This is a genomic window from Bradyrhizobium sp. 199 (assembly GCF_023073355.1).
In the GTDB taxonomy this organism is placed as follows: Bacteria; Pseudomonadota; Alphaproteobacteria; order Rhizobiales; family Xanthobacteraceae; genus Bradyrhizobium.
In genome coordinates, this window is sequence record NZ_JADPJI010000008.1 from 724,537 (window position 1) to 749,777 (window position 25,241).

Genomic DNA, 25,241 nt, shown 5'->3' on the forward strand with positions numbered 1-25,241 from the left:
CCGCCACACCGGACATCGGTTGGCGGTTTTTCTTGCTCACGGTCACGCGGAGCGGGCCGCCTATGGCGGCTTAGATTGGTAGAGGCCGCCCTCGAACAGCAAAGGCGCCCGGATGACGCCGACATGCTGGAAACGGCGGAGCGTACCCGCGATGCCAAAAAACTGGACCATCGATACGGCGCCGAACAGGAAACCGTCGTTGCGGCCGTAAGCACCGCTCGGCGGGAGCAAACGCCGGGCTTAAGCCCGGCGTCGCCTGGCATCATCGTCATACGAACCGGAAATTGCCGTTCGTGATCGCTCCGACGTTATTGGTGAGGTGGATCTGGATGTCGCGACCATCCGTGCTGCCGTCGCCGTTGGGCCCCTCCAGATTGAGCGTGTTGTTACCGTCACCGAGATTGATCGACGTGCCGTTTTGGTCGTTCGACAATGTCAGCACATCTTTGGCCGGATTGAAGCCGCCGAAATCGCTGCCATCGATGGCCGAAATCGCTGCCATTGATGAAGGACACGTTGCTCACGCTCAGCGTGTTGGCGCCGCGGGCGAGGTGCAGGAAGTTGCCTCCCGCCCCGAGATCGACGGAGAGTCCGTTGACGATATTCCCGATATTGATCGTGTCGTTACCATCGCCGGCTACGACATTGGCCACATTGACGAGGTTGAAACCGTAGAAGCCCCCGGTGTTGCCTACGTCGACGGTGTTGGTTCCCGCCGCGAGATGCGCGCGCAAGAACGCTGCCGTGCAATGAGTGGCGCGTAAGGCGATATGACAAAGCTTGGGTGCGCCTCCCCCAACCCGCCGCGAGCCACACCACGCGAGGGGACACGACCGGCTCTCCTTCGAAAGATCGACGGCGAAAGCCTCCGCATCGATGCCCCGTTTCTCGATCCTCCCTACAACGTCAAGATCGCAGGCAACGCAAAGCCGGCGCGGCCGCCACAGCGAGTTTGTGATGGCCTCGGGAGAGATGGACGGAAACATCTGAGCCTGATCACCGGGCACCGAGAGTCACTCTCCGGCGCCAACTGCCGAGACCGAGACGCGGCGGATGCCCAGGCCGAGCGAGCGTTTATCGGGGCTCGCCGGATCGACATCGCACGGTCGCAGCGGCTTACAGCCCTCTAGATGAAGACGGAGCCGATCGGAGCGCAGCCGCAGCACCCGAGCCGGTAGGCGCGCTTCGAGCACGACTGCGCTGCCCTCCTGTCTGCGCTCGGTCTCCAAGGCAACGCTGTTCGCATGCAACACGGCCTCCTGGATTGCCGCCGGTGAGATCGCATGCACCACTTCCCAGCGCACCACGTAATCACCGGGCTCGGCTGGCCGAAAATCCAACCACGCTGTCGGCTCCAGCCCGGTCCATGCGAATTTGGTGGTGCCGTCGTTTTCGAGCAGATGCCATCCCATACCCGGTATGGGCCGGTCGAACTCGAACACATGCTCAAGCGGCAACGATGCCAGCCAGTCTGCATCGGGCTCGTCGCTGGGCGGGCTGGCATAGCGGTTGAAGCCCATTCGGTCCTCGCCGGCGACCAACACACATGGGAATGGCTCGCTGACCTTGACGATCGGTACGGTCACACGGATTGCGAGCCCCAGACGGTTCTCGGTGGTGCGGTTGGGATTTGAGTGATGCAGCAGACGTTCGGTGAACAGAAAAAACTGACCCGACTTCAGCGGCAGCGAGACTTTCTTGGCTTCGTCCACATAGCGGGGGTCTGACGCAATCCCGCCAAATCGCAGGCTAAGGTCGGGGTTGGTATCTGTCACGGGCGGAATGATCTGGCGGTGCGAACCGGGGATCACCTGGACGCAGCCGTTCTCTTCGGTGGCTGGCCCGATCGCGAGCCAGGCCGAGATATTGAGAACCGGCTCCATGTTCCAGTTGTAGTGGTCCTGATGCCACGGATATTCCTCGAGGTGGCTGGGTTCGGCTGGCGGCTTGTTGAACAAGTTCGAATTCCAGAGAACCAGATCAGGTCCATAGATAGAAGCCATGCGGCCGAGTATCTCCGGCGAAGAGCAAAGGTCGGAAACGGTCCGGCTATCGAGATGCCGCACCCGCAAGCCGAAGGGACAATAGCGCGAAGGGGTAGTTAGCACGCGTTCAAGAATCGTCTGCCGCACTTGCTGCATGTAATCCGGACTGAACGCGGTAAACGGTCCGAGATAACCCTGCCGCCGGAATGTTTCGATTTCTTCCTCGGAGAGTGACGGCAGGTGGGCTCGCTGCATCTTCCTTGGTGTCTCCGAAGGCTTCGCCGTTGCGGCTGGGAATAGTGTAGCAGAATTGAGTTGTATGTCCCACTCAGCTGCCGGCTCTGCGATCGCGTCAGCGGGGCCAACGAGGTCATGCAGGCGTTGGTACACACGATGGCATTTCGCGATCTGTTGCTCGGTGGCCCGCAACAAAGCTCCACGTACCGTAGGCGCCTCTCGCCAAGCTTCAGAGACCGCCTCAGTCAGCACGTCCTTGGTCTCTGCACGGCCCAATTCCACAATGCGCAGCCCAATTCCTGAAAAGCCGGCCTGCAATCCGCGGAACTTCGACCGATAATGCGGCGAGGCAACCATTGCCACCACGGAGACCCCCTGCGCCAGGGCAAATACCGCAGCGTGGTAACTGCCCGTGACGACGATGCGGCAATCGCCGGCACGAGCGACGATTTCCGCAGGATCATCAACCCCGCGGCGATCATCGACCCGGTCCGCCAGATCGCCGATCAGTTCGCGGATAGCATCAATATCGGAGGGGCCCGAGACCGAAATCGGAATGGGGACGAGTGGTGCATGGATATCCGCCACCGCGGCATGCAGCATTTTGCCTAAATCGGCTATGGTGCCGAGGCCGACCCCGGCGTATTCAGCGCATCGGATGTTGATGCCTAGCCCCGAGGCCAACTTGGCTGGGCGCTTGCAGAATGCAAATTCGAGCGCCTCGTCGCCCGCGATCAGCAGCCGGTTCATGTGAACGCCCATGGAGAGGAGCACGTCCCGGCTTTGCGCGGGCTCGCGGCAGGCTACCAATCCGATCTTCGGCAGAACCTCCAGCATCTTTGAGGCGAGCGAACGGTCGCTTATCGGCTCGAACCCGCAACTCAATATCGCGGTAGGTTTACCAAGCTGCAAGCCAGCCTCAAGCGTTTCGAGCACCGCGCGAGCGTGAGAGGCAAAACTGTCGGTGAAGTATCCGCCGCCCGTCGCTAGCACGAGGTCTGAGTTGCTTAGGGCTCTACTCCGGCCGGCAGCGTCGGAAGCGAGGATCGGGGTAACGCCATCGCGTTGCGGCGCCCCCACGCCGCCCTCACCAGTGACCCAACAGATCTCGCAGCCCGGCCAGGTGGCGCGAAGCTTTGCGGCTATGCTAAGGAATATCGCGCGGTCGCCGTGATTGCTGTTATCCGCGAAATAATTCCCGGACTCGACGAAAACCCTAATGGTCATTCTTGCCGACATACCGTGGTTGAGCGGCCCTGGTGAACCGAGGGATCCTATGGATCTCTCGCAGCGAGCGGCCTACTCGGGTTGGGAGGGGACTTGGTTTGGGCCGCAGGGAGATCACTTTTGGACGCGGCTTGGACCCAGCGGCACAGCCATGAGACGAGTTGCCACTGCATCCCAAGAATCGGAGTAATCAAGAAGAAGAGAAACAGTAAGCCGCCCATTGAAGAGCAGCAAGGGCAATCGCGGCAGAGCAACCAACGTGAGCGGCCCGCGACCCGTTCGGGGACCGCGTTTGCGAGCTCAATGGTCGCCCTATCTTCAAACCACGGCTGGGACATTTGTTTGCCCTGAACCTGACCAGATAACCCTGAAACAATTATCTCACAGCGCTCTGCTGGCAATGTGCAGGAGAAAGCGTCGACTTTCGAGCTGCTTACGAACTGACGGCAGAGCGGAAGGGGGATGCGAACAGGATGCCGAACAGGAGGCGATCAGGGCTGTTACAGCCCTTGAACACGGGCTTAGCAGGGGCGACGCAGGCGCGAAAAAGGGCGCACCGACTCGAAGCGAGGATACTTGAGGGTTCCGACCAGCATTGGGTGACAAGCTCAAAAGCGAAAAAAAGAGGAGTGCAATGATGCACTCCTCTGGTGGCAAGCCTGAAAAGAGGCTGTTGGCGTTCGAACCGGCTAGAGCGGATAGTAGTATCGATCTATACTCTGCTTCAGCAAATTCAGCGCCCTCTTGAATTCGTCAGTCACGTCTTCCGGGAATTCACGCAAACGGTCTTCAGCTTCAACAATAACACGCAAATTGTCGAGCTGCTGCTTGACGTGCTCAAGCGTGAAGCGGTCCTTGCGCTTATAGTACAAATCCCGAGCTCGGGCGTCACCTGATACCGCCTTAATGACCAGCTGCTTATCTATAGCGACCCGCGCCGGAATCATCTCGCGCTTATTTCCCACAACGATCGGAACAAGCATTTCCGCGGCTTCGAAGAAATCGCGGCGAACCTGATCGTCCGAAACAGGGTGGGGCTGCTTCCGCGGACGCCCCTTCGGATTGCCGGTCGTCCCCTTTTCGTACTGTCCCTTGCGATTACGCTTCATATTTCTACTCCTCAAAAACCAGTTCAAGGAGGCCACCCAAACGCAAATGGCGTGACCTCCGGGGTTACCAAATTCCTGCGAGCAGAAATTCGGACCCATCAGGCGTCACGCCATCATTTACGCACTACTTGCCGGGTTTGTGCTTCACGCAAAGCCCACATGGGCTCAACCGCAGCTCTCGTGCGAGGTGACTTCTGTATAGCTCAGATCAGTGATTTGATCAACGATCGTGCCCAGCTTCCTGACACGGCGATCGCGCGATTTCGTTGCCCAAGCTCGATCGCTCAGGATTCCCGAAATCAATTAAGATCGATCTACAGGGTCAATTGCTGTACCAGTCCCAAGCGTGCGAAAATGGCGACCAAGATCTGCCCAAATCAACTCGACCGCTTGCAGGCCTCCCGCGTTCTTCGTCCCCCAACTGCCGGTGTGAGGAACGCCGTAAAGTTCGGTGGCGTCAACCCGTGTGGGCGCCGAGGGGATGCAGGCATCCCGCAATCTCAACGGCTCCAAGCCGAGGGCGGTTCGAACGGAATTGAACGTCTTGGCACCGAGGCATAAAGCCATGCGCGGCTTCACGATGTCGAGCTGAGGAAGCGTGTAGGTTAAGGCACAGTAATTCAGATCCCTTATAGGGACGCTACTGCTCATCCCGCCTGGCTTGATGAAGACCAGCACGTCGGTGGCATAGGTCTCGGAAAAGCTTAGACCAAAATGCTGGGCCAGCAGACGCTTCAGGTTCTGATTGGTCGCAAGATGCGCGTCCTGCCCCGTCAGTGCCCGCCTCGCGCGCATTATTGCATCGTTGTTGCGTCGGAGGTAATCCTCAGACGCCCAATCTTGACCAATAATCATGAGGTCGGCATCTAAACGACAGGCGGATTTGGTCCAAGGCACAACGAAGTCGAAGTCCCAGCTGCCGTCATCATACTGGTGCAGTTGATGATAGCGGCCGTCGGCCTCCGCGCGGCGCTTTGCAACCAGCATCGTCATGGCGGCGTGCTTGTCCATTCTCTCCATCCTCCTCGACAGCCCCACAAGATCGGCACAAAATATTGCCGAACAGTAAGCATGCCGCTCGCTAAGCGACACCATGGCTTATGTATCGAGCCAAACATGCGGTCGAGCGAAGAGGGCTGCGACCCTCCTTAGCCGTGAAGATTCTGGAGCCGTCTACTGAAGCGGGTCGGACCGGCGCTGCTCGGCGTCGGCGAAGGTTTCGCCCGTCAATGCCATGGTCGCCGGCTGCCCCGTATAGGCCTGCCAGCGGCGGATGGCGACGTCGACATAGAGTGGGTCGAGCTCAATCCCGCGAGCCTGCCTCCGGCACTTCTGGGCCGCCATGATGGTGGTGCCGGACCCGGAGAACGGGTCGAGCACGATCTCGCCGCGGCGCGAGCAATCCTTGATGGCATCGATCACGAGTGCGGTGGGCTTCACCGTCGGGTGCATCTCGAGCTCGCTCGCGCGGCTCGCGCCAAAGCTGTTGATGCCGGCGTAGTCCCATACATTGGTGCGGTAGCGGCCGTGCTTGCCGAGCTCGATCGTATTCACATGCGCTCCCTGGCCCACCTTGTAGACGAACACCAACTCGTGCTTGGAACGGTAGAACGAGCCCATGCCACCATTGCTCTTGTTCCAGACGCATAGATTCTTCAGCTCGGAATAGGTGTCTGCGGCCGCCTTCAGCACCTCGTCCATGTGCCGCCAATCCATGCAGATGAAATGCATGGCGCCATCCACACTCGCCTGCGCCATGTTGCCGAACACCACAGCCAAGAACCCGGTAAATTCGGCCGAGCTCATTTCGCCCGAGGCCATCTTGAATTCGCGGTGCTTAACCGCGCCGAGCCCGCTGACATGCCCGTCGATCGGCACGTTGTAGGGAGGATCGGTAAAGACCACCCGGGCTTGTTCGCCGCCCATCAGATCGGCAAACGAAGCCGCATCGCACGCATCGCCACACAGCAGACGATGCTCGCCCAGAGTCCAGAGATCGCCGAGCCGCGACACTGCATCAGAACCGACCGGTGGAACCAGATCGCTGCGATCCGGCTTCTCGCGGATCGTTTCGCCATCGACCAAGAGGTCAATCTCGGCAGTCTCGAAGCCGGTCACTTCCACATCGAAATTGATCTCGGCGCCCATCAGCTCGCGCCAGAGCACGCGGAGCTGGTCCATATCCCAATCGGAATTCAGAGCGATCTTGTTGTCCGAGAGCGAGAACGCGGTCTTCTGCGCGGGCGTCAAATGGCCGACCCGCAGAACCGGCACCCGCTCCAATCCCGCAAGGCGGGCGCCCTCGACCCGGCCATGGCCGACCAGGATCACCCCCTCCTCATCGGCCACAACGATGCTGTTGAACCCGAACTCGCGAATCGAGGCTGCGATCTGATGCAGCTGCTTGCGCGAATGCCGCCTGGCATTGGCCGGGTTCGGCTTCAAATCGGCGATGGGCAGATGGTCAACGCGGAAATCACTCATGAGACCTCTCCAACAGACAAGGTCCCAACTATACCATAATCTTTACATATACTTCAAATATACTCGGTAGATACATAGCCCGCGATCGCGCCGTTGGTTAATTCGGTCACCCCTTGATCGTGATCTCAACATCTTCGGGCCGCACGCCAAAGGTGGCCGCCAACGCTTTCTTCGCCTCGGCGATGGTGAGCCCCCCTCGCGCCTTGTCAGAGCCGGTTGACGCGTCGGGCACCGGTTGAAACTTCAGCCGCTTGAGCTGGATTCCGAGCTGCTTCAGGCCGGCATAGGCGACCGGGTTGCGCAGCTCCTTGCGCCAGACTTCCGCGACCGCAACGTCGGCGAACTCCGAGATTCCGATGCGAAAACGAGCCTGCCCTCGCGAGTTTTTAGTCTCGTCGAGACGCGTGAGCGTTGAAATCCGGCCGACCAGGAATGCAGTCCGAGGTGCGATGCCCTCGGCTTTGTTTTCCCAATCCTGCCGGCGGCAGCAGACGAGATAGGGGCAGTGCTCGACACTCTTGGGACTGAGAACCCAGCCCCGCGACCCCGCGTGAGCCAAGATCTCTTGACGCGTCTCAGAGGTAAAGACGACCAGGGCGGCGTCATCGGTCTTGGTCATACCCAATTTCAATCCAATTCCTCAGGGCCGGTCACCCGCGGACTCATTCTGGGCGCCGTGAGCGACCATCATCTCGTTTCCGGCCTTCTGGAGCAAGCGGCTCGGCTTCAAGGATCCGTAAGCCCCCCGCTCGTTCCGTGCGCCGTGCACCAGCAGAAGCAGCTTATCTGCAAGCTCTAAGGGATCGCGCAGCTTTGCGGCCCTGCAGAGTCCGACCACCCGCCGCCGCTCCGCCTGCCAATAGTCCTCGATTTCCTTCAACAAGGGATGATGCTTGAGCGGCTCGAACAATTCCGCCGCGGTGCGCGACAGCAGCACCGCGGGCTCCATCATGTAGCCTGTCTGATGTCCTTCGTAGGCGAGCCATTCCCGCAGCTGCGACACAGGATCGTTCGGATACGCCTCGGAGCGACCGCGCCAATATTCTTCCGCGTCCGCAACCAAAGACTTGATGAAGCGACCCACCAACGGATCGCCATGGCCGAAATACTTGATCAGGGTGTCCATGTTCGTATGCGCATCGTGAGCGATCAAGCTTGGTTCGACCCTGATCCCGAGCAACCGGAAAAACCTGTCGGCGGCTTCGATCAATCGCTCCTTGGCGGGCTTTTCGAACTGGGTCGGAGGCGACTGTACCTTTTTGGGAGGCTGATGCATCAAACTGGCTCCTCAGCAATGTATCCGCCAACTATAGCATAACTTGTGCCAATTCCCCAGTGTCGGGCCGGCGCCGGTAGCAGCCCGCGTTTGGCCGGCGAACGGGTGAAAGAACGCCATCCAGGCCACTGAGCCGCACCTAAACTATTGTTTCCGCTTGAGATTTATATAAACCATGGGCGCACCGCGTAGGCTTCGCTTGAGGTGCGATTTAAAGGATTCCGGACCTGTCGATGTGCAGGGAGCAGACAAATCCCCTCCACGGCCTTCCCTGGGGCTTGGCGAGGCTACCGACTTTTTCGCTCATAATCGGGCACGCCACGATCATCCGCGGCCGCCGCCACCCCTGAACCCACCAGGTCAGGCGGCCGGCCTAAAACGAGCGGCCTAATCGACTACGCGAGCTGCCGCTCGCCCCCAGGGGGCGCGTCGTCTGTCGTCCCTAGAGCTAACCGAACAGCCTGGCGAGCAGCTGATCTGCACTATCGAGACGCTCAAAGCAGGCCTTGCCCAGGTCGCGATGCATCGGGCGCTCGGGCTTCAGCCCGGTACTATCGCCGCGGGAGTGCCGGCTGATCTTCGAGCCCAGATCCGGCAGCCTTGCTCCCGGCTCGCCGCCGAACCAGAGGTAGCTCTCCAGCGCCAGCGTCCGCTGATCGACCTCAAGCCAGACCACGCACCCGCTCGGCTTCTCAAGCAGCCGGGTACTGACGGTCACATGTCTGACCGCGGACCCTGATAAGGTCGACTTCAACTGGACATGTCGAAGGATCCCGTTGGCTTCCAACACGATGTCGTAGCCGCCCCTATCGACCTCGCTCTTGAGCACCTCGATATCGTGGCAGCCCTGCTGCCAGCGGGCGGCCATGAGCTCTCCGAGAAGCAGATGAAACAGCGCCTGCTCGCGGATGCTCGAGGCGCGGGAGTGAGACGTAAGCGGATCCTGATGCAGTTCGGCCAGCACTCTGAAACTCCTTGAGTTTGGGATGCCCGGCCGCCATTGCGCTCCGCTCACCGCACAAGTCCAGCGCAACCGGGCACCCCGCCAGCCAGCTTCGCACGGCAGAGTTAATACTATCCTATTTTGGGATAATCCCAACCTGGGATCAGATTGATCGCCGCCGAATCGCAAGCGCCCGGCGGCCATGGAAAAATCCCTCAAATCCGCCGAATATGCCCGCCTCATCGCCCTTCTTGTCGCAACGCGACATATGGCCGGCATCCGCCAGCAGGCGCTCGCCAAGAAGCTGCGCAAGCCGCAATCCTTTGTCGCCAAATACGAGGGCGGCGAGCGCCGTCTGGACGTCGTCGAGTTCATCGCCATTGCCGAGGCACTTGGGGCCGATCCGCTGAAACTGCTGCGCCGCTTCATGCACGGAAGACAACAATAGCTGTCGGGGCCAGCGCCCCCCGTTGAGGCCATGTACCCCGGTACATGGCCTCAATTACCTCCCTACGCGTGCCACGCCGCCGTCACCGCTCCTTGGAGCGCCGTGTCGTTTGGCAATGTATGGATGCTCGAGCTTGTCGGGTCGAATCCTGTATTATTGGCGGAATAGGTCGCCATCGCCTGCACCAATTGTGAAATCTGGCTATCGATCTTGAGGCCGCCAGCTTCGATTTCCTGCAACTGGTTGGCGCTATTCGAGAACCAACCCTTGACCGTGACACTGCTATTGGTTCCGAGGACATCGATCGTAAGATCGTTGCCAGATTGGACAAACCAGAGGTTTTCATCGGTAATGCCCCCGATGAAATCGAGCTCGTTGAACGAGCCAGGCTTCTCGTTCGGATAAATGATCGCCTGGCCGGTCGCAGATGAAGCAATATAAGTGTTGTTGCCGTTGTTGCCGCCCGTGACCGTCTCGACGCCGCCGTTGAGTTCAAACGTATTCGCCCCGAAACTAGAACCTGTGACCGAATAGCCCGCCGAACCGATCCAGGTGAATGTGGAAGGGCCATGGGTCAGGTCAACGACCGTGCCGTCGCTGAACTTGAGCGTCTTGATCGCGCTGGTCACGACACCATTGGTGAGATGTAGATCATTCCTGGTCGACCGAGAGGTTGCCTTCGATGACCAGGTGCGCGCCGAAATAGAGTGTCAGCGCGGTGACGAGCTTGCTGATGAACTGCACCGACTGGCTCGCCCAATTGCCGAGCGAGAGCACGTCGAAGCTGGCGCTGACATAGCCGGCGAGCTGCTCCTCCCACCGCCGCTGCATCTGCGGTTCGATCGCCATCGCCTTCAGGGTCTGGATCGCGCTGACGCTCATCGTTCGACGTCGACAAGGACGGCTTTGCCGAGCGCGTCGGCTGGGTGCGCGGCGGCGACGGCATGCTGGTATCGAACTGCACCTCGCCGACCGTACCCGTGGAGCATCGCATCGTGCGACACGCTGTCTGGATGGCGGCGACGGAACAGATACGCTTGATTATAGCGAGCTTGGCTCAGGGCTAACCCTGACTTTCAAGTCAGGCGCGAGCTGGCTCAATGAGACCGTCACAAAAGGTTCTGGCGCCACAGAAGCCCGAACACCAGCACGTCGAGCGTGGTGTAGCCGCGATGCGCTAGCACCTTGTCGGTCACGACCTGGAAGAACAGGGGCGTTACCAATGCAAGCAGCTGCAGGAAGAACGAGGCGATCAGCACTTCACCGAGCAGCCGGCGGTATTTGTGCATGGCCTGGAGGAACCAGGTAATGTCGAACTTGCGCGCCAGATCCGAAAGGGAGGCCCGCCGCGTCATCAGCACGATGCGGCCGGTCCAGCCCTGCTCGAATTCGGCGCGCTTGATGACCTGCGGACGGTTGACCGCAGGGTCGTGAATGAGCACGTCATCGCTTCCGGCCTTGCCAAGAATCGCAAAGGACCCATCGTGTCGTTCGACGATGGCGGGCAGTGAAAGCTTTGAAAGGCCAACCCAGTTTTCGCGGATTGCTCGCGCCTTCAACTTGAGCTGCTTGGCGCAGCGGAGCATTTCCTGGACGCCGACCGCTGAGCCGGCGAACTGATGTGCAATCTGCGCGGGGTCAACAGCGATCTGATGAAATCGCAACAACAGTGCAAGGCACTGCAGCCCCGTATCCTGACGTACGGCTTCCAAAGTCGCCCCTGCCACTACTTCCGGTCGTTATTTTCTCTATTGCACGTTTATTTCCGGGAAGCAAAATGAAATCTCGGCTGGTTGCAATGGAACTTCGATAAAGTTGTTACTAGACGACTGCGTGCAAGCACTAGTGAGGAATGCTCTCAAAATCGAAAAAGCACGGCGTCCGAAAATACTCAGATTCATCGAAGAGAAGCAAACGCGGCTCGCGGTGAAAACTGGTGCTGAGGTATCTCCTTCTAGGGCGCACCTGCCAAATAGAAGCACGGATCGATTCTCCGCATAAGATGCGGACACGTGAAGAGTGCGCGACTGCCTTCGCTTCACCATGTGCTCCAATAGGGTTGCTCCGAATTCGCTGGACTTCTGCACCGACCCGAGCGTGCATTCGATGGTTCGAATCTGTCAGGAGACCGACAAGTTATGTAAGCGGAAATCATCGAACTGGCCGTCAAGGCGTGCCTCGCGGAAATCCATGCCAAGCTTAAGGCGGCCGAGCAGACCGCCAGGGCGGCACAGGCGTGCGCAGAGGCGGGCGGGGTCGCCGAGGCAATTCAGGTCTCCATGGATATCGAGCAGCTGATCTACGAGGCCGGACGGCTTCATGATGCCGCCACGCTCCTTGCTCGAATGGCAGATAATTGAGCGACATTGAGGTCCTCGTTCGCGCGATCGAAGGTGCATGGGATCGGCAAGCTCCCTAAACGTAGTGCCCTCCGGTCGCCCGCCCTTTTCCTCTTGTCACCCTTGCTCCAGCCAGCGCTTCAGGACTCGCCGTTGCGCGGCCCGAACCGGCCTCTCATAGCGCTCCAGTCCCGCAAGACGCCTCGCTAGCTTCGGGCTCGGGGATTCCAGCAACGAAAAAAGCATGTCATGGCGGGCCTGCCGGATGCGGCCGAGCCACAGATTGGCACGGACGAGATCATCCATCATATTCAAAGAACTGTGTTGGTGCGCGAAACCCGCCATAGTCGCCCGCGCTAGCGGACTGGCGTTGGCATCATTCTCGATGGCCAAACGCGAGAGCCCGTGTTGACGGGCATTACGGCTCGACTTTGCCTTTCCAACTTCCGTCTTGGGCCCAGTGCTTCGCTTGGCATTCCGTCGGTTCGCTTCGATCTTTCGCTCTGAGGTCATGCTGCTGCGTTCTACAGTTTTTGCTCCCCTACACGATTCCCTCCATCCGGCTGATAATTCAACCGCTGTCGAACCTCCACGGTTCTCGGGCGAGAATGCAAGCCGGGAGCGTCGTTATTTCGTGGGCCTTCTAAACAGGTTCTTGATAGCGCCAATCACCCTGACCAGCGGCTTCGGCGCCGGCGACTTACGCAGCGGGATCACGATCAGCACAAAAAGTAAGTTCAGCAGCAGCCAAGTGCCAAGAACAATCAAATAGACCCGCATTCAGAATCCGGGGCAAATGGACAATCAAAAGGATCAAATGAAGCTTGAAACAGATTGATTGAAGCCCAGGCAGGACGCCAGTTCAAGTCCCGGGATTGGAATCTTGAAGTCTGTATAGCTTAGCCGCGGTGGAGGCACCTCCCTATCGAGTTCGCTAACGCGCTGGATTTTGGCCGGGACGCCGATGTCGAAGCTTCTTCTGCACCGGTCCAGACGACTGCTCGTCCCGCGGCCCCGTTATGTGGCTTCGATTTGTCACTTTGCGAGAGCGAGGTATGCTGGGCGACCAACCGCTGAAAGTCCGGCAACAAGAGCAACAAGATTGCTGCAGAATGGACTGGCATTCCCCTTCGATTGGAGCGTTACTGAGTCGGCCGGGCGCAATGGCGGGGCCGGTATCTCACCTCGCGGACGCGGGGCTTCAGGCAGTGCGGCGACGAGCGCCGCTGTTCTTGGAGTAGGAGATACCCGTGCGTAGCGTACAGAGTGACGGCGTGGCCGAGCCACAGCATCAAATCATCAGGTTCAACCCGAACGACCGCCGCCATTTCATCGGCGGCTCGGATGCCCGCATCATCATGGGGGATGACCAAGAGAACCTCATCCGCCTGTGGCGGGAGAAGCGTGGCGAAATCGAACCGCAGGGTCTCTCGGACAACCTGATCGTCCAGCTCGGGACCGTGACAGAGGTCTTGAACCGCGCCTGGTACCAACGCGCCAGCGGTCACACCGTCAAGGATATCCAGAAGCGTCTTCGGCACCCCGTGCACAAATGGATGGCGGCAACGCTGGATGGGACGGTCGAGCAGACCGGAGCGGTGTTCGAAGCCAAATTCATGCTGCCGTGGGCCTTCACAGAGGAAGCCGCGGCCGAGAAGCACATGGCCCAGTTGCAACACAACATGTGGGTGACAGCCGCCCGCAGCTCGGTGCTCTCGATCATCACCGGTGGTGGGAAATGGGTCGAGATCAAGATTCACGCTGATCCGCTCTACCAGCACCTCCTGCTCACGGCCGAAAAGAAGTTCTGGCGCTGCGTTCAAAGCGGCGAGCCGCCGATCCTCTTCAATATTGAAACACCCCGGCCAAGGCTCGAGGCGGTGAAGGTCGTTGATATGTCGACCTCCAACCAATGGGCCGAACTGGCGGCGACCTATCTGCGGACGCGAGAGGCCCATGGCGAGCACGAGACGGCCAAATCGGATCTGAAAAAGCTGATGCCGGAGGATGCCAAGGAGGCAACCGGCCACGGCATCAAGGCCAAGCGTTCCAAGTCGGGGGCGATCAGCTTCGAGGCTCAAGCAGCGGAGGGGTCCCATGCACCAGTCCAGTGAGCGCATCGGGACCATTGCGGCCGCCCTCGCCCGAGCTCAGGCTGAACTGATGAACCCGGAGAAGACCTTGACTGCCGTCATCAGGTCGCCCTTCCCGCGGGAGGACGATCGGACTTTCCGCTACGCCTCGCTCGCGAGTGGCCTGGACATCGTCCGTAAGACGCTGAGCCAGCAGGAAATCGCCACCATCCAGACCACCCGGATCGTGCAGCCAACTGGCCAAATTCACCTCACCACCCTGCTCGCCCACGCTTCAGGGGAGTGGATCTCCTCGGATCTCCCAGTCTGCGCTTCCAAGGAGGTCGAGGCGCCGCATCGGATGGGAGCGGCGCTGACTTACGCTCGCCGCTATGCGCTGTTTGCGTTGGTCGGAATTGCCGGGGAGGACGATCTGGATGCCCCCGACCTCATGACCGGATCTCCCGCCGCCGTCGAGCCACAGATCGCGCCAGGCCCGAAAGGAAAGCCGCACAAAGTCGTCCTGAACCGCTCTCCCGTCCTGCCGCCTGACCGTTCCGCTGAGCTATTGGATCGGCTTTTGGGTGAGCTTGCCATGCGGGAAAGCGGCGAGGACCTGCTCGCCTGGGCCAAGATCAGCCTCGCCCTCAAGAACACTCTCCTAGAGACGGACGCCCGCGTTCTCGAGGCCGCCTACCAGAAGAAGTTCGAGGAAGCCGCCCTTCCCGACATCAATTCAGCAGAGCAACCGCCCGTGTCAGCGGTCGGACTAACTGAGGATTATCCTTTCGAGACAACCAGCGACGTTCACGTACCTGCCAACGCTTCTCCCGGAGAGCAGGTCGGTCTCGCCTTCCCAAAAGAGCCGCCTCGGAAGCGAAGCAAGGATCACCTCGCCTTCATCCGCAGCCAGGGTTGTCTGGTCTGCCACAAGACCCCGGCTGATGCGCATCACCTGAAGTTTGCTCAACCGCGGACCTTGGGGCGGAAAGTCAGCGACGAGTTCACCGTGCCGCTTTGCCGATCCCATCACCAATCTCTGCACCGGCACGGAAACGAAAGAGCCTGGTGGACCAATCTGCAAATTTCGCCGCTGCCGATCGCAAAAGAGCTTTGGGATGCCAGCCCCGTCCATCTGACCAACGGAGCAAACATCGATGCGCCGACGTCACGTCCGCAATCGGAGGTGCGAGGTCAATGAATGGGCCCGTCAGCCTACCTCCACCGCAGTCGCCGATCGTCTTGCCGTCAGAATTCGAGGCGCTGTGTCCTCCGCCTCAACTTCTGCCCGGAGAGAACATCGACCATTATCATGCGGTCCAGGCCGCAATCTTCCGCGACATCGATCCTCAATCAGCTATCGAATGGCTACTCGCCATCGACATCGCGGAACTCTCCTGGGAGATGCAACGCTATCGGGTTCTGCGGCATAGGCTGCTGAGCACCTATCGCCAAAAGGCCGTCGAGATGACGCTTCGCCGGATCGATTTGGCGGGCATTGCCCCGGACTTCCAGGATGTAGCCGAGATCTACACCATCGGTAATGCCCTAGACTGGCAACTGGATTCTTCTGCGGCCCTCGACATCGAAGCTCGTCTCCGATCGTACGGCTTCGATCAACACGCCATCAGCATGGAGGTCTACGTTCAGGCGCGCGAGATCCTCTCTCTGTTTGAATCACTCCTGAATGGAGCGCAACTCCGACGTCTAATGTTGCTGAAGGAGATTAACAACCTTCGCGGCGCAAAACTGGCAGAACTAGGCAATGTCGCTCGGCGCAGAGGTCAGTGAGCGTCCCCTGCTGATCTTCGAAACCCTCAAACTTCGATACTCGCGTTCATTTAGATGGATATCGTCTTCCGAGACGGCATCATTGAAGGGTCACCTCCCGTTGCCAGCACTACCATCCAGTGCTCGCGCGTTATGATGCTTCCGGACGACAGTCGGCTGGGCGCCTTTGGCTAACTCCTGTTTGTCTGACTGGCACGTCCCACGCTCTCGTAGGTGAAACCGGCCGCTTCCATATCTTCAGGGCGGTAGATGTTGCGGAGGTCGACAACGACCGGCTGCACCATGACGGTCTTCAGTCGGTGGAGATCGAGCGCTCGGAACTGCACCCATTCGGTGACGATGACGAGCGCATCGGCACCTTGCGCGCAGGAATAGGCGTCCTCGCAATAGGTGATGTCAGGCAGCTCGCCCCTGGCCTGCTCCATGCCGACGGGATCGAACGCCTTGACCGTTGCGCCCATGTCGATCAGGCCCGTCACCAGCGGGATCGACGGCGCATCGCGCATATCGTCGGTGTCGGGCTTGAAGGTGAGGCCCAGCACCGCAATGGTCTTGCCGCGCAGCGAGCCGCCGAGCGCCTGACTCACCTTGCGCGCCATCGCGCGCTTGCGGTTCTCGTTGACCGCCAGCACGGATTCGACGATGCGCAGGGAGACATCGTAATCCTGCGCAATCTTGATCAGTGCCTTGGTGTCCTTCGGGAAGCACGAGCCGCCGAAGCCGGGACCTGCATGCAGGAACTTGGTGCCGATGCGGTTGTCCAGGCCAATGCCGCGCGCGACCTCCTGCACATTGGCGCCAGCCTTTTCGGAGAGATCGGCGATCTCGTTGATGAAGGTGATCTTGGTCGCGAGGAACGCGTTCGCCGCGTATTTGATCATCTCGGCGGTGCGACGTTCCGTGAACATCAGCGGCGCCTGGTTCAGCGACAGCGGACGGTAGATGTCGCCCATCACCTTGCGGCCGCGCTCGTCGGAGGTGCCGACCACGACGCGATCGGGAAACTTGAAGTCGCGGATCGCGGCGCCCTCGCGCAGGAATTCTGGATTGGAGGCGACCACGACGTCGGCCTTGGGATTGGTCTCGCGGATAATGCGCTCGACCTCGTCGCCGGTGCCGACCGGCACGGTCGACTTCGTCACCACGACGGTGAAGCCTTGCAGCGACTGCGCGATCTCTTTCGCTGCAGCATAGACATAGGAGAGATCGGCATGGCCGTCGCCACGACGGGACGGCGTGCCGACAGCAATGAACACGGCATCGGCATCCGCAACCGGCTTCTTCAGGTCGGTGGTGAAGTCGAGCCGCTTGGCCTTGACATTGGTCGCAACCAACTCGTCGAGGCCGGGCTCGTAGATCGGGATCTCGCCGCAATGGAGCGCCGCGATCTTCTTCTGGTCCTTGTCGACGCAGATGACGTCGTGACCGAAATCAGCAAAGCAGGCACCGGACACCAATCCCACATAGCCCGTGCCGATCATCGTGATACGCATAAGGAACCTAGCTATTCTGAAAATCAAGTGTGGGTATTTCGTAGCACACCCTGGAACATTTCTTCAGCTGGCCGGACGCCAACATGTGAGCAGGAGGCATGGAAATCGGAATAAACCTTAACCGCATCCCGCAAAACAGATGCTAGGCGCTTGCCACGAGCAGCAGCCCGCGATGGATTAGTTTTGCGGCCTACACAAATAGGCCTCGTAGGCTATCTTCAGGCCAATCGCGAGCGGCGTTCGCGCGGACCAACCCGTTTGCGCCAAACGACTGACGTCGAGGATCTTGCGCGGCGTCCCATCCGGGCGTGAGGTATCGAACGTGATCCCGCCGCGATAGCCAACGATGTCTGCTACAACACGCGCAAACTCAGCAATACTGATGTCCTTGCCGGTCCCGATATTGATCAAGTCCGAGCTCGAATAAGTCTTCATCAAATGGACGCAGGCATCGGCCATGTCGTCAACATAAAGAAACTCTCGGCGCGGCGCCCCGGTGCCCCAGACCGCGACGCTGGGTGCACTCAAGACCTTCGCCTCATGGAAGCGGCGAATCAGGGCCGCAACGACGTGGCTATATTCATGGTGATAGTTATCGCCGGGACCATAGAGATTGGTCGGCATCACGCTAATGAAATCGGCGCCGTACTGGCTGCGATAGGCCTCGGCCATTTTGATGCCAGCTATCTTTGCAATCGCGTAAGGCTCGTTGGTCGGCTCCAGTGGGCCGGTGAGCACTGAGTCCTCGCGGAGCGGCTGCGCCGCCAACCTCGGATAGATGCAGGACGAGCCGAGAAACATCAACTTCTCGGCTCTGTTTAGATGGGCCGCATGGATGATGTTCGCGGCGATTGCCATGTTGTCGTAGATGAATTCTGCGCGCAGCGTATCGTTGGCAACAATGCCCCCGACCTTGGCGGCAGCGAGAAATATGACCTGCGGTCGCGCCTTCGCGAACCAATCGAATACAGCGGCCTGGTTGCGGAGGTCAACCTCGCCCCGGTCCACAGCAAGAAGCTCAACATCCTCTCGCGCCAGCCGTCGCACGAGTGCGCTGCCGACCATACCACGATGGCCGGCGACGTAGACGCTCTTGCCTTTGAGTTCAAAGCTTACGTTTGCCACTGCCCACGTCCCGCTTCGCCTCGGCCAGATCGCTCGCCACCATTTCCTCTACGAGCTGGGAGAAGGTCCGCCTCGGCCTCCAGCCGAGCTTCTCGCGCGCCTTGCTGGCGTCGCCGACGAGAAGATCGACCTCGGTGGGCCGAAAGTAAGTTGGATCAATCCGCACCACGGTCTTGCCGCTCGTCACACAAATGCCGGTTTCGTCAACACCCCGGCCATGCCATTCAATCCGACGTCCGACCTGCGCGAAGGCGAGCTCGACCATCTCCCGCACCGAGCGCATCTCGCCAGTGGCGAGCACGAAATCGTCGGGCGTGTCGGCCTGGAGAACCATATGCATGCCCTCGACGTAGTCCTTCGCATGCCCCCAATCGCGCTTCGCCTCCAGGTTGCCAAGATAGAGTGTGTCCTCCAGCCCGACTTCCATGCGAGCAACGCCGCGGGTGATCTTGCGCGTAACAAACGTCTCACCGCGGATTGGGCTCTCATGATTGAACAAGATACCGTTGCTTGCAAACATACCATAGGCTTCGCGGTAATTCACCGTGATCCAGTACCCATAGAGCTTGGCAACTCCATAAGGAGAGCGCGGATAGAAAGGCGTAGTCTCCTTCTGCGGAATCTCCTGCACGAGGCCATAGAGCTCGGAGGTCGAGGCTTGGTAGAACCGAGTCTCCTTCTCCATGCCCAGGATACGGATCGCCTCCAGAAGCCGCAGCACACCGATCGCATCGGCATTGGCAGTGTATTCTGGGCTTTCGAAGCTAACAGCGACGTGGCTTTGCGCGGCGAGGTTGTAGATCTCGGTCGGCCGGATCTGCTGCACCAAGCGGATTAGGTTTGTCGAATCTGTCATGTCACCATAGTGCATCAAGAAAGGCACGTTGCCGACATGCGGGTCCCGATACAGATGATCGACTCGCGCAGTGTTAAATGACGACGACCGCCGCTTGATGCCGTGAACGATGTAGCCCAGCGACAGAAGATATTCGGCGAGATAGGCGCCATCCTGGCCGGTCACACCGGTGATTAAAGCGGTTGGCTTACTCATAGACTACCCAAGTTTATGGGAAAGTACTGAATCATCACGCTTGCATGCGCGAAATCACTGAATCGAACTTCTCTTCGAAGCATCGCAGATCGAGCTGCAATAGGTCACCGCATAATCGCGGCTAGTCAACCCGCGATATTATGGTACGACGGGAAGGCCGCTTAGATCGAAAGCGCAATCGCGCACGTCGGTTTCGATGACTTAAGTGTTGGCCAAGCTGCGCAGTAGATACGCCACACAGCACATCAGCCGCTCACGCCGGGCTATGCCCGTCACATACGTGAAGGGTTCACGAGGCCAACAGGTTAAGCACGATCGCGAGTGTGTAAGCTGCCTGTCAATACGCGCGACGCAGCACGGGACCAACTGGTGCGCATACGCGGTCCATATACCAACCATAAGGCGTCTCGACCCGCACCAAGGGACAACGGCGCACCGGCACATAGCGGTATGGGTATGGCTGCGCCCAAAACGTAATAGGCGTCACTTGGCTCTGACCCGTGAGCAGGGCCGCCGGTGCCGGCATCTGCACCGCGGCGTTAGCTCCGTTCGCTGCGCATAGGGTAACCGTGACGGCGAAAAGGCCTGCTCGCATTAACGTCGAAAACATCCCGAAAGCTCCTCGCGCCTGCGCGATCCAATCCCCATCGCGCTCGCCACATTCCAGTCAACGGAAGCGCCTTGGGTGAGCCGCGCGGCTAGCCCAAATAGTTGACGGAATTTACCAACGCCGCCGGCAGAAAAGCAACCGCTGCCAGGCGGCCGAGAGCTTTTTGGGTCGATATGGCGCGCAGGTGTGGCTTCTTGGTCCTACTTGTCCTCATTCCCGGCCCCCGGAGCAGCGAGGTCGGGTGAACGGCGGTACACATCCCGAAGAAACTGGTAGTTGACCGCCTGAGCCAGCGGTACGTCCTCTTCACCCAGCTTGGCGAAGAGCAAAATATCCCGAAGCGTCCGCCACCGGCTTTCGTCGTAGTCCCCGATACGGCCGCCGGTCGGTAGCACGAGCGAGCGCTGCTGCTGCAGCTCGAATATAAGCCGTTGGGGGTTCAACCTGGCCTGACCGCTGCCGGCGAGAACGGGCACGCTCCTTGCATAGTCCGCATAGGCAAATTGCCACCCTCGAATGAGACCCCGAAGAACATCGGCGATCACGGACGGTTGGTCATGAACGAGATCATTGCTGGCGAAATAGACCATGCCGGGGACATGGATACCGTAGTCCTGCGGCTTAATGACGTTCAGCTTCACGAAGGTCGGGCTGGAGGGATCGGGCTGCTCATCGATCGCGGCGATGATCGCATCCACCTCCCCAGCCCTCAGAGCCTCGAATCTGTCGCGGTCTGGGACCTTGGTGATCTGGCTTCGGGGAAGCCCGAGCTGCGCCATCATGGCATCGAAAACGACTTCTCCCTCACTCGCTCTGCGATACCCGACCCGCTTCCCGACCAGGTCGACCGGACGCCGCAATCCCGAGCTTTCGAGTATGAAGATCGCGACCGAGGTATCGAGAAAGCTGGCCGCGAAGGCAGTGACGGGGACGCCGCGCCAGCTCGCCAGCAGGAACTTCTGGCCGCTCGTCACGCCGATGGCATGTTGGCGTGCGATCGTCTGTACGAAGTCAGGGTCGGGTTGAGCCGCCAACTCAATGAGGGAGGAGAAATATCCCTGCTTCGATGCAGAGAGTTCGCCAGCGAACCGTGCGCCATGTGGCCCGTCCAGGAGGAGCTTGACCGCCACGCTTTTGGAGGCTGTTGGCGCTCGTACAGGAGCCGCGTCAGGGCGAATAAGGAGAAGCACAATGCCTGCCAATGCAACAGCAGCAAGGCTAATGGCGAGGTAACGCTTCGCTCTCGGCCGGGCCTGCCGCCGGGACCGGGCTCTTAACGAAGACTTCCTAATGAGTTGTGGATTCGACATATCACTTGAGGCGAGATGAGCTACAATGTACCTTGGGGTAAGGTTAATTTTTCCCTCACCTTGTTTTAACAGCGATTTTGACCGATAGCACGGTTTGTTCGGACAATTAATTTTGCGTCAATGGATTAGGCAGGATGTCAATTGTTTCTACTCGACCTGTGCCCGTCCCTGATTCTGCGACGGGAATTCGCGTGGTCGAGCAAACCGCATCAACATCTAAGTGGTTTTCGCCGACCTGGTTGCGCCCGGCGGTTGTTGAACGCTTTCTGGCCTTAGTTGATGCGGCGTTGATCGTGATCAGCGGGATTGGCTGCGCGGTCGGCTACCTCCTGTCGACCGCGGGCATCGTCGGCAAAGCCGACTTCTACGCGGCGGCTAGCGTTCTGGTTGCAATAAATTTCATCCTTCTGACTTTGGTACAGCAGGGCTACCGGCTCAAAATCATCACCGACCTGCCACGCACGTTGCGGATGACACTGACGACGTGGACCGGCCTGTTCGGCGCGCTGCTCGCGATCGCCTTTACGATGAAGGTCAGCGAAGAGTTCTCCCGTGGCGCCACGATCTCGTTCTATCTGGTCGGCCTCGCCGCCCTTCTCGCTTGGAAGACCGTCGCCGCGCGCTTGATCACGCATGCCTTACGCACCGGCGCCTTTGCCAACGGCCGTGCGATCATGATCGCCGAATTCGGCCTTGCCACCTCCTCCTCCAACGCGGTCGACGACCTTGGTCAACACGGCTACCGGCTGATGCGAATCATGGAGATCCCCGCGAGGGAGCTGACTTCGCCGCTACTGCTCTCCTCGCTCGCGCCGCGGTTCGAGGAGCTGATTGCCTATGCGCGCGAGAACCGGATCGAGCACATCTTCCTGCTGATTAACTGGGGCCGGCAGCATGTGATCGATAGCATTTTGGACGCACTGAAGATCCTCCCCATTCCGGTGCATCTGGTCCCGGACACTCACACGGCGCGCTTCCTGCGCTATCCGCTTTCCGGCACCGGCAGCACATTCATTGCCGAGTTGCGCCGCGCTCCGCTGTCCTTGCGGGAGCGGGGACTCAAACGCGCGCTGGATCTCGTCGGCGCGAGCCTTGCGCTATTAGTATTCGCGCCGGTGATGCTGGTGACCGCAATTCTGATCAAGCTGAGCTCGATGGGCCCGGTGTTTTTTCGCCAGACCCGCCACGGCTTTGGCGGGCGCGCGTTCAAGATCTTCAAGTTCCGCACTATGCGCGTGCTCGAGGACGGCCCGACGATCGTGCAGGCGCAGAAGAACGACCCGCGCGTCACGCCGATCGGCAAGTGGCTGCGCAAGACCTCGATCGACGAGCTGCCACAGCTCTTGAACGTGCTCAAGGGTGAGATGTCGCTGGTCGGCCCCCGCCCGCACGCGGCCGCCCACAACACCGAATACGAGCAGATCATCGGCAATTATGCCTTCCGCCACCACGTCAAGCCCGGCATCACCGGCTGGGCCCAAGTTAATGGTTATCGCGGAGAAACCAATACGCTTGACCTAATGCAGAAGCGCGTCGAACTCGACCTCTGGTACATCAACAATTGGAGCCTTTGGCTGGACATCCTGATCATCATGCGAACCGCTGTGATCAGCCTCGCGCAGGCTAAGGCATATTAACGCAAACCGGAATATTGAAATGCCTACCTCAATTGTCGTCTTTGGAGGGGCCGGCTTTATCGGCACCCATTTGCTTCGCCGCCTTGTCTCGGAAGGAACGAACAGCATCATCTCTTTCGATCTCAAGGATCCCAAGGAAAGGCTGCCGGGAGTAATTTACCGCATCGCGGATGTACGCAATCTCCAAGACGTCAACGTGGAATCCGGCGTTGCGCGCATATACAATTTGGCGGCGGTCCATACTACTCCCGGTCATGCGGACCACGAGTACTTCGAGACGAACGTCGCGGGCGCGCTAGAGGTAACCAGCTTCGCGACGCGGCATGGCGCGCCCGAAATCATATTCACGAGCTCGATTTCTGTGTATGGACCCGGCGAGTCCGTGAAGACAGAAGAGACGCCGTTAGCACCCACCTCCTCGTACGGGATCTCCAAAGCGCTTGCCGAGCGCATACATCAAAATTGGTTCGACGGAGACAGCAATCGCAGGCTGACCATCGTGAGACCTGCCGTGGTCTTCGGCAAAGGCGAAGGCGGCAACTTCACCCGACTTGCAAGCCTTCTCCAGAAGGGCTTCTTCGTTTACCCGGGACGAAAGAACACCGTGAAAGCCTGCATTTACGTCGGCGATTTGCTTGACGCGATTGAGTTTGCTCGATCGTCCGCCGAGCGTTTCGTGCTGTTCAACGCATGCTATCCGGATCGCTATACAATTGAGGATATTGTAAACGCGTTCCGGTCTACTTCCTTCCCAAATGCGCGAGAGTTTCTCATTCCCGAGCCGGCCGTGAAGGCTGCAGCGGGCATTCTCAAGCCTTTCTCCGCTCTTGGTTTAGGTATTCATCCCGACCGTGTCATGAAGCTCGTCAGGTCGACGGATATTGTCCCGGGTTGGCTTCAATCCAAAGGTCAAGCGCAGCTTGGACAGTTGCAGTCCGCCCTGCTCCGCTGGAAAGACGAATCATCGGGATTGTTCACATAGCGGCCGACAGAATGGCCACAGCCTAGGCCTCGCGACCAATCATTCGAGCGCTACTTGCGCCTTGATCAATCGAGCTAAGATATGACCATTCCTATTGTTATCACGGGTGCGGCAGGGTTCATTGGTATGCATGTGGCCGAACGACTGCTGGATCATGGCGAAGCGGTGATCGGGGTCGACGTCTTCAATGCCTATTATAGTCTCGCCCTGAAGGACGCCCGGGCGGCGCGCCTCGAGGGCCGACGCGGCTTCCGCATGGTCCGCATGGACATCGCCGACCACAAAGCCTTCGCCGAGTTGGTAAAGACCTCCGGCACCAAGCGGGTGATCCACTTGGCCGCCCAGGCTGGAGTTCGCTACTCGATCGAGAACCCGTTCGCTTACGAACGCAGCAACCTCGCGGGACACCTCTCTGTGCTGGAAGCCTGCCGCCACGCTGAGGTAGAACATTTAGTTTACGCTTCATCGAGCAGTGTTTACGGCGACCGGCCGCTGAACGGCGACGGCTTCCGCGAGACCGACCCGGCCAACGAACCCGTCTCGCTTTACGCCGCCACCAAGCGCTCCTGCGAGATGCTGAGCCAGAGCTACGCCCGCCTCTACGGTTTTCCGCAATCCGGCCTGCGTTTCTTCACCGTGTACGGCCCCTGGGGGCGTCCCGACATGGCCTATTATGCTTTCACGGAGAAGATGTTGAAGGGAACGTCGATCGAGGTCTATGGCGAAGGTCGGATGGCCCGCGACTTCACCTATATCGACGACATCGTCGATGGAATCTTGGGTGTGCTCAAGCATCCGCCCGCGCGAGGCGGTCACGAAATCTACAATATTGGCGATAACGACCCCGTCGGGCTGATGGACATGATCACCACGCTGGAAGCCGCCCTGGGCATCGAGGCCAACAAGGCGTTCCTGCCAATGCAACCAGGCGATGTCTCAGCCACCTTCGCTAATATCGACAAGCTCCAGGCCCTTTGCGGCTACAAGCCCAAGATCAAACTCGCCGAGGGCTTGGCCCACTTCGTGGCATGGAGGCGCGTCCAGGTGGGCTCCTAGGCAACAGAATAACTGGGAATCGACTCAGATCTTGCTGAACGGAAGCTCCATGAAACAGGTAAACAA

At 59.5% G+C, this 25,241-nt stretch carries 24 protein-coding genes and 1 pseudogene; 8 read left to right on the forward strand and 17 right to left on the reverse strand.

The window, feature by feature from the left end; translation table 11 throughout:
- Nucleotides 1-268: 268 nt before the first annotated feature.
- Nucleotides 269-502 carry a hypothetical protein gene (locus tag IVB28_RS25860; protein WP_247529921.1) on the reverse strand — a complete coding sequence of 78 codons (234 nt, stop codon included), beginning with the start codon at nt 500-502 and terminating at the stop codon, nt 269-271.
- Here IVB28_RS25860 and IVB28_RS25865 point away from each other — a divergent pair.
- On the forward strand, nt 483-764 hold the full coding sequence (locus tag IVB28_RS25865) for a hypothetical protein (RefSeq protein WP_247529922.1): 282 nt from the start codon (nt 483-485) through the stop codon (nt 762-764). The two genes, IVB28_RS25860 and IVB28_RS25865, sit on opposite strands and share 20 nt — an antisense overlap.
- Before the next feature lie 249 nt (nt 765-1,013).
- On the opposite strand, the gene IVB28_RS25870 is transcribed toward IVB28_RS25865, so the two are convergent.
- The 7 genes from IVB28_RS25870 to IVB28_RS25900 form a co-directional block, all read right to left on the reverse strand.
- Entirely contained in the window at nt 1,014-3,449 is a 2,436-nt protein-coding gene (locus IVB28_RS25870) for a phytanoyl-CoA dioxygenase family protein (RefSeq protein WP_247529923.1), read from the reverse strand.
- A gap of 689 nt (nt 3,450-4,138) precedes the next feature.
- Complete coding sequence (locus IVB28_RS25875) at nt 4,139-4,558, reverse strand: DUF5681 domain-containing protein (RefSeq protein ID WP_247529924.1); 420 nt, start codon at nt 4,556-4,558, stop codon at nt 4,139-4,141.
- Nucleotides 4,559-4,861: 303 nt separating this feature from the next.
- Nucleotides 4,862-5,569, reverse strand: a complete 708-nt coding sequence (locus IVB28_RS25880) for a uracil-DNA glycosylase family protein (RefSeq protein ID WP_247529925.1) — start codon at nt 5,567-5,569, stop codon at nt 4,862-4,864.
- Nucleotides 5,570-5,731: 162 nt separating this feature from the next.
- Nucleotides 5,732-7,042 (reverse strand): DNA methyltransferase, encoded by a 1,311-nt coding sequence (locus tag IVB28_RS25885; RefSeq protein WP_247529926.1) that lies wholly within the window; start codon nt 7,040-7,042, stop codon nt 5,732-5,734.
- A 106-nt stretch (nt 7,043-7,148) separates the two neighbouring features.
- Nucleotides 7,149-7,661: a tautomerase family protein gene (locus tag IVB28_RS25890; protein ID WP_247529927.1), complete on the reverse strand. Its 513-nt coding sequence runs from the start codon at nt 7,659-7,661 to the stop codon at nt 7,149-7,151.
- 21 nt (nt 7,662-7,682) lie between these two features.
- Complete coding sequence (locus tag IVB28_RS25895; protein WP_247529928.1) at nt 7,683-8,252, reverse strand: hypothetical protein; 570 nt, start codon at nt 8,250-8,252, stop codon at nt 7,683-7,685.
- Between the two features lie 514 nt (nt 8,253-8,766).
- Nucleotides 8,767-9,282, reverse strand: a complete 516-nt coding sequence (locus IVB28_RS25900) for a hypothetical protein (RefSeq protein ID WP_247529929.1) — start codon at nt 9,280-9,282, stop codon at nt 8,767-8,769.
- A gap of 181 nt (nt 9,283-9,463) precedes the next feature.
- Here IVB28_RS25900 and IVB28_RS25905 point away from each other — a divergent pair, with 181 nt between their 5' ends.
- Nucleotides 9,464-9,709 carry a helix-turn-helix transcriptional regulator gene (locus tag IVB28_RS25905; RefSeq protein ID WP_247529930.1) on the forward strand — a complete coding sequence of 82 codons (246 nt, stop codon included), beginning with the start codon at nt 9,464-9,466 and terminating at the stop codon, nt 9,707-9,709.
- Nucleotides 9,710-9,771: 62 nt separating this feature from the next.
- Here the strand turns inward: IVB28_RS25905 and IVB28_RS25910 are convergent, their stop codons facing one another.
- The 5 genes and pseudogenes from IVB28_RS25910 to IVB28_RS25930 all read right to left on the reverse strand — a co-directional run bounded on the left by IVB28_RS25910 (nt 9,772) and on the right by IVB28_RS25930 (nt 12,828).
- Nucleotides 9,772-10,338: a calcium-binding protein gene (locus IVB28_RS25910; protein WP_247529931.1), complete on the reverse strand. Its 567-nt coding sequence runs from the start codon at nt 10,336-10,338 to the stop codon at nt 9,772-9,774.
- 28 nt (nt 10,339-10,366) lie between these two features.
- Nucleotides 10,367-10,588, reverse strand: a pseudogene (locus IVB28_RS25915) (ABC transporter transmembrane domain-containing protein); the annotation flags it as partial.
- Between the two features lie 230 nt (nt 10,589-10,818).
- Complete coding sequence (locus IVB28_RS25920) at nt 10,819-11,436, reverse strand: cysteine peptidase family C39 domain-containing protein (RefSeq protein WP_346730765.1); 618 nt, start codon at nt 11,434-11,436, stop codon at nt 10,819-10,821.
- 393 nt (nt 11,437-11,829) lie between these two features.
- Complete coding sequence (locus IVB28_RS25925) at nt 11,830-12,030, reverse strand: hypothetical protein (RefSeq protein ID WP_247529932.1); 201 nt, start codon at nt 12,028-12,030, stop codon at nt 11,830-11,832.
- Nucleotides 12,031-12,675: 645 nt separating this feature from the next.
- Complete coding sequence (locus IVB28_RS25930) at nt 12,676-12,828, reverse strand: hypothetical protein (protein WP_247529933.1); 153 nt, start codon at nt 12,826-12,828, stop codon at nt 12,676-12,678.
- 470 nt (nt 12,829-13,298) lie between these two features.
- On the opposite strand from IVB28_RS25930, the gene IVB28_RS25935 reads away from it, so the two are divergent.
- The 3 genes from IVB28_RS25935 to IVB28_RS25945 are packed head-to-tail and all read left to right on the forward strand — an operon-like array spanning nt 13,299 to nt 15,911.
- Complete coding sequence (locus tag IVB28_RS25935) at nt 13,299-14,162, forward strand: YqaJ viral recombinase family protein (protein ID WP_247529934.1); 864 nt, start codon at nt 13,299-13,301, stop codon at nt 14,160-14,162.
- Nucleotides 14,146-15,321: an ERF family protein gene (locus IVB28_RS25940; protein WP_247529935.1), complete on the forward strand. Its 1,176-nt coding sequence runs from the start codon at nt 14,146-14,148 to the stop codon at nt 15,319-15,321. Before IVB28_RS25935 ends, IVB28_RS25940 begins: the two co-directional genes overlap by 17 nt.
- Nucleotides 15,318-15,911 (forward strand): hypothetical protein, encoded by a 594-nt coding sequence (locus IVB28_RS25945; RefSeq protein ID WP_247529936.1) that lies wholly within the window; start codon nt 15,318-15,320, stop codon nt 15,909-15,911. The genes IVB28_RS25940 and IVB28_RS25945 overlap by 4 nt, the downstream gene beginning before the upstream one ends.
- A gap of 170 nt (nt 15,912-16,081) precedes the next feature.
- On the opposite strand, the gene IVB28_RS25950 is transcribed toward IVB28_RS25945, so the two are convergent.
- From IVB28_RS25950 to IVB28_RS25965, 4 genes are all read right to left on the reverse strand, one after another.
- Entirely contained in the window at nt 16,082-17,404 is a 1,323-nt protein-coding gene (locus IVB28_RS25950) for a UDP-glucose/GDP-mannose dehydrogenase family protein (protein ID WP_247529937.1), read from the reverse strand.
- A gap of 177 nt (nt 17,405-17,581) precedes the next feature.
- On the reverse strand, nt 17,582-18,529 hold the full coding sequence (locus tag IVB28_RS25955; RefSeq protein ID WP_346730766.1) for a GDP-L-fucose synthase: 948 nt from the start codon (nt 18,527-18,529) through the stop codon (nt 17,582-17,584).
- Complete coding sequence (gmd, locus tag IVB28_RS25960) at nt 18,510-19,580, reverse strand: GDP-mannose 4,6-dehydratase (protein WP_247529939.1); 1,071 nt, start codon at nt 19,578-19,580, stop codon at nt 18,510-18,512. Before gmd ends, IVB28_RS25955 begins: the two co-directional genes overlap by 20 nt.
- Before the next feature lie 810 nt (nt 19,581-20,390).
- A complete protein-coding gene (locus IVB28_RS25965) occupies nt 20,391-21,320 on the reverse strand; it encodes an ABC transporter substrate-binding protein (RefSeq protein WP_247529940.1) in 930 nt (309 codons plus the stop codon).
- Nucleotides 21,321-21,691: 371 nt separating this feature from the next.
- Here IVB28_RS25965 and IVB28_RS25970 point away from each other — a divergent pair, with 371 nt between their 5' ends.
- The 3 genes from IVB28_RS25970 (at nt 21,692) to IVB28_RS25980 (ending at nt 25,175) form a co-directional block, all read left to right on the forward strand.
- Nucleotides 21,692-23,137 carry an undecaprenyl-phosphate glucose phosphotransferase gene (locus tag IVB28_RS25970; RefSeq protein ID WP_247529941.1) on the forward strand — a complete coding sequence of 482 codons (1,446 nt, stop codon included), beginning with the start codon at nt 21,692-21,694 and terminating at the stop codon, nt 23,135-23,137.
- A gap of 19 nt (nt 23,138-23,156) precedes the next feature.
- On the forward strand, nt 23,157-24,119 hold the full coding sequence (locus IVB28_RS25975) for an NAD(P)-dependent oxidoreductase (protein WP_247529942.1): 963 nt from the start codon (nt 23,157-23,159) through the stop codon (nt 24,117-24,119).
- A gap of 81 nt (nt 24,120-24,200) precedes the next feature.
- Nucleotides 24,201-25,175, forward strand: coding sequence for an NAD-dependent epimerase/dehydratase family protein (locus IVB28_RS25980; RefSeq protein ID WP_247529943.1), 975 nt, complete (start codon nt 24,201-24,203; stop codon nt 25,173-25,175).
- The last annotated feature ends 66 nt before the right edge of the window (nt 25,176-25,241 follow it).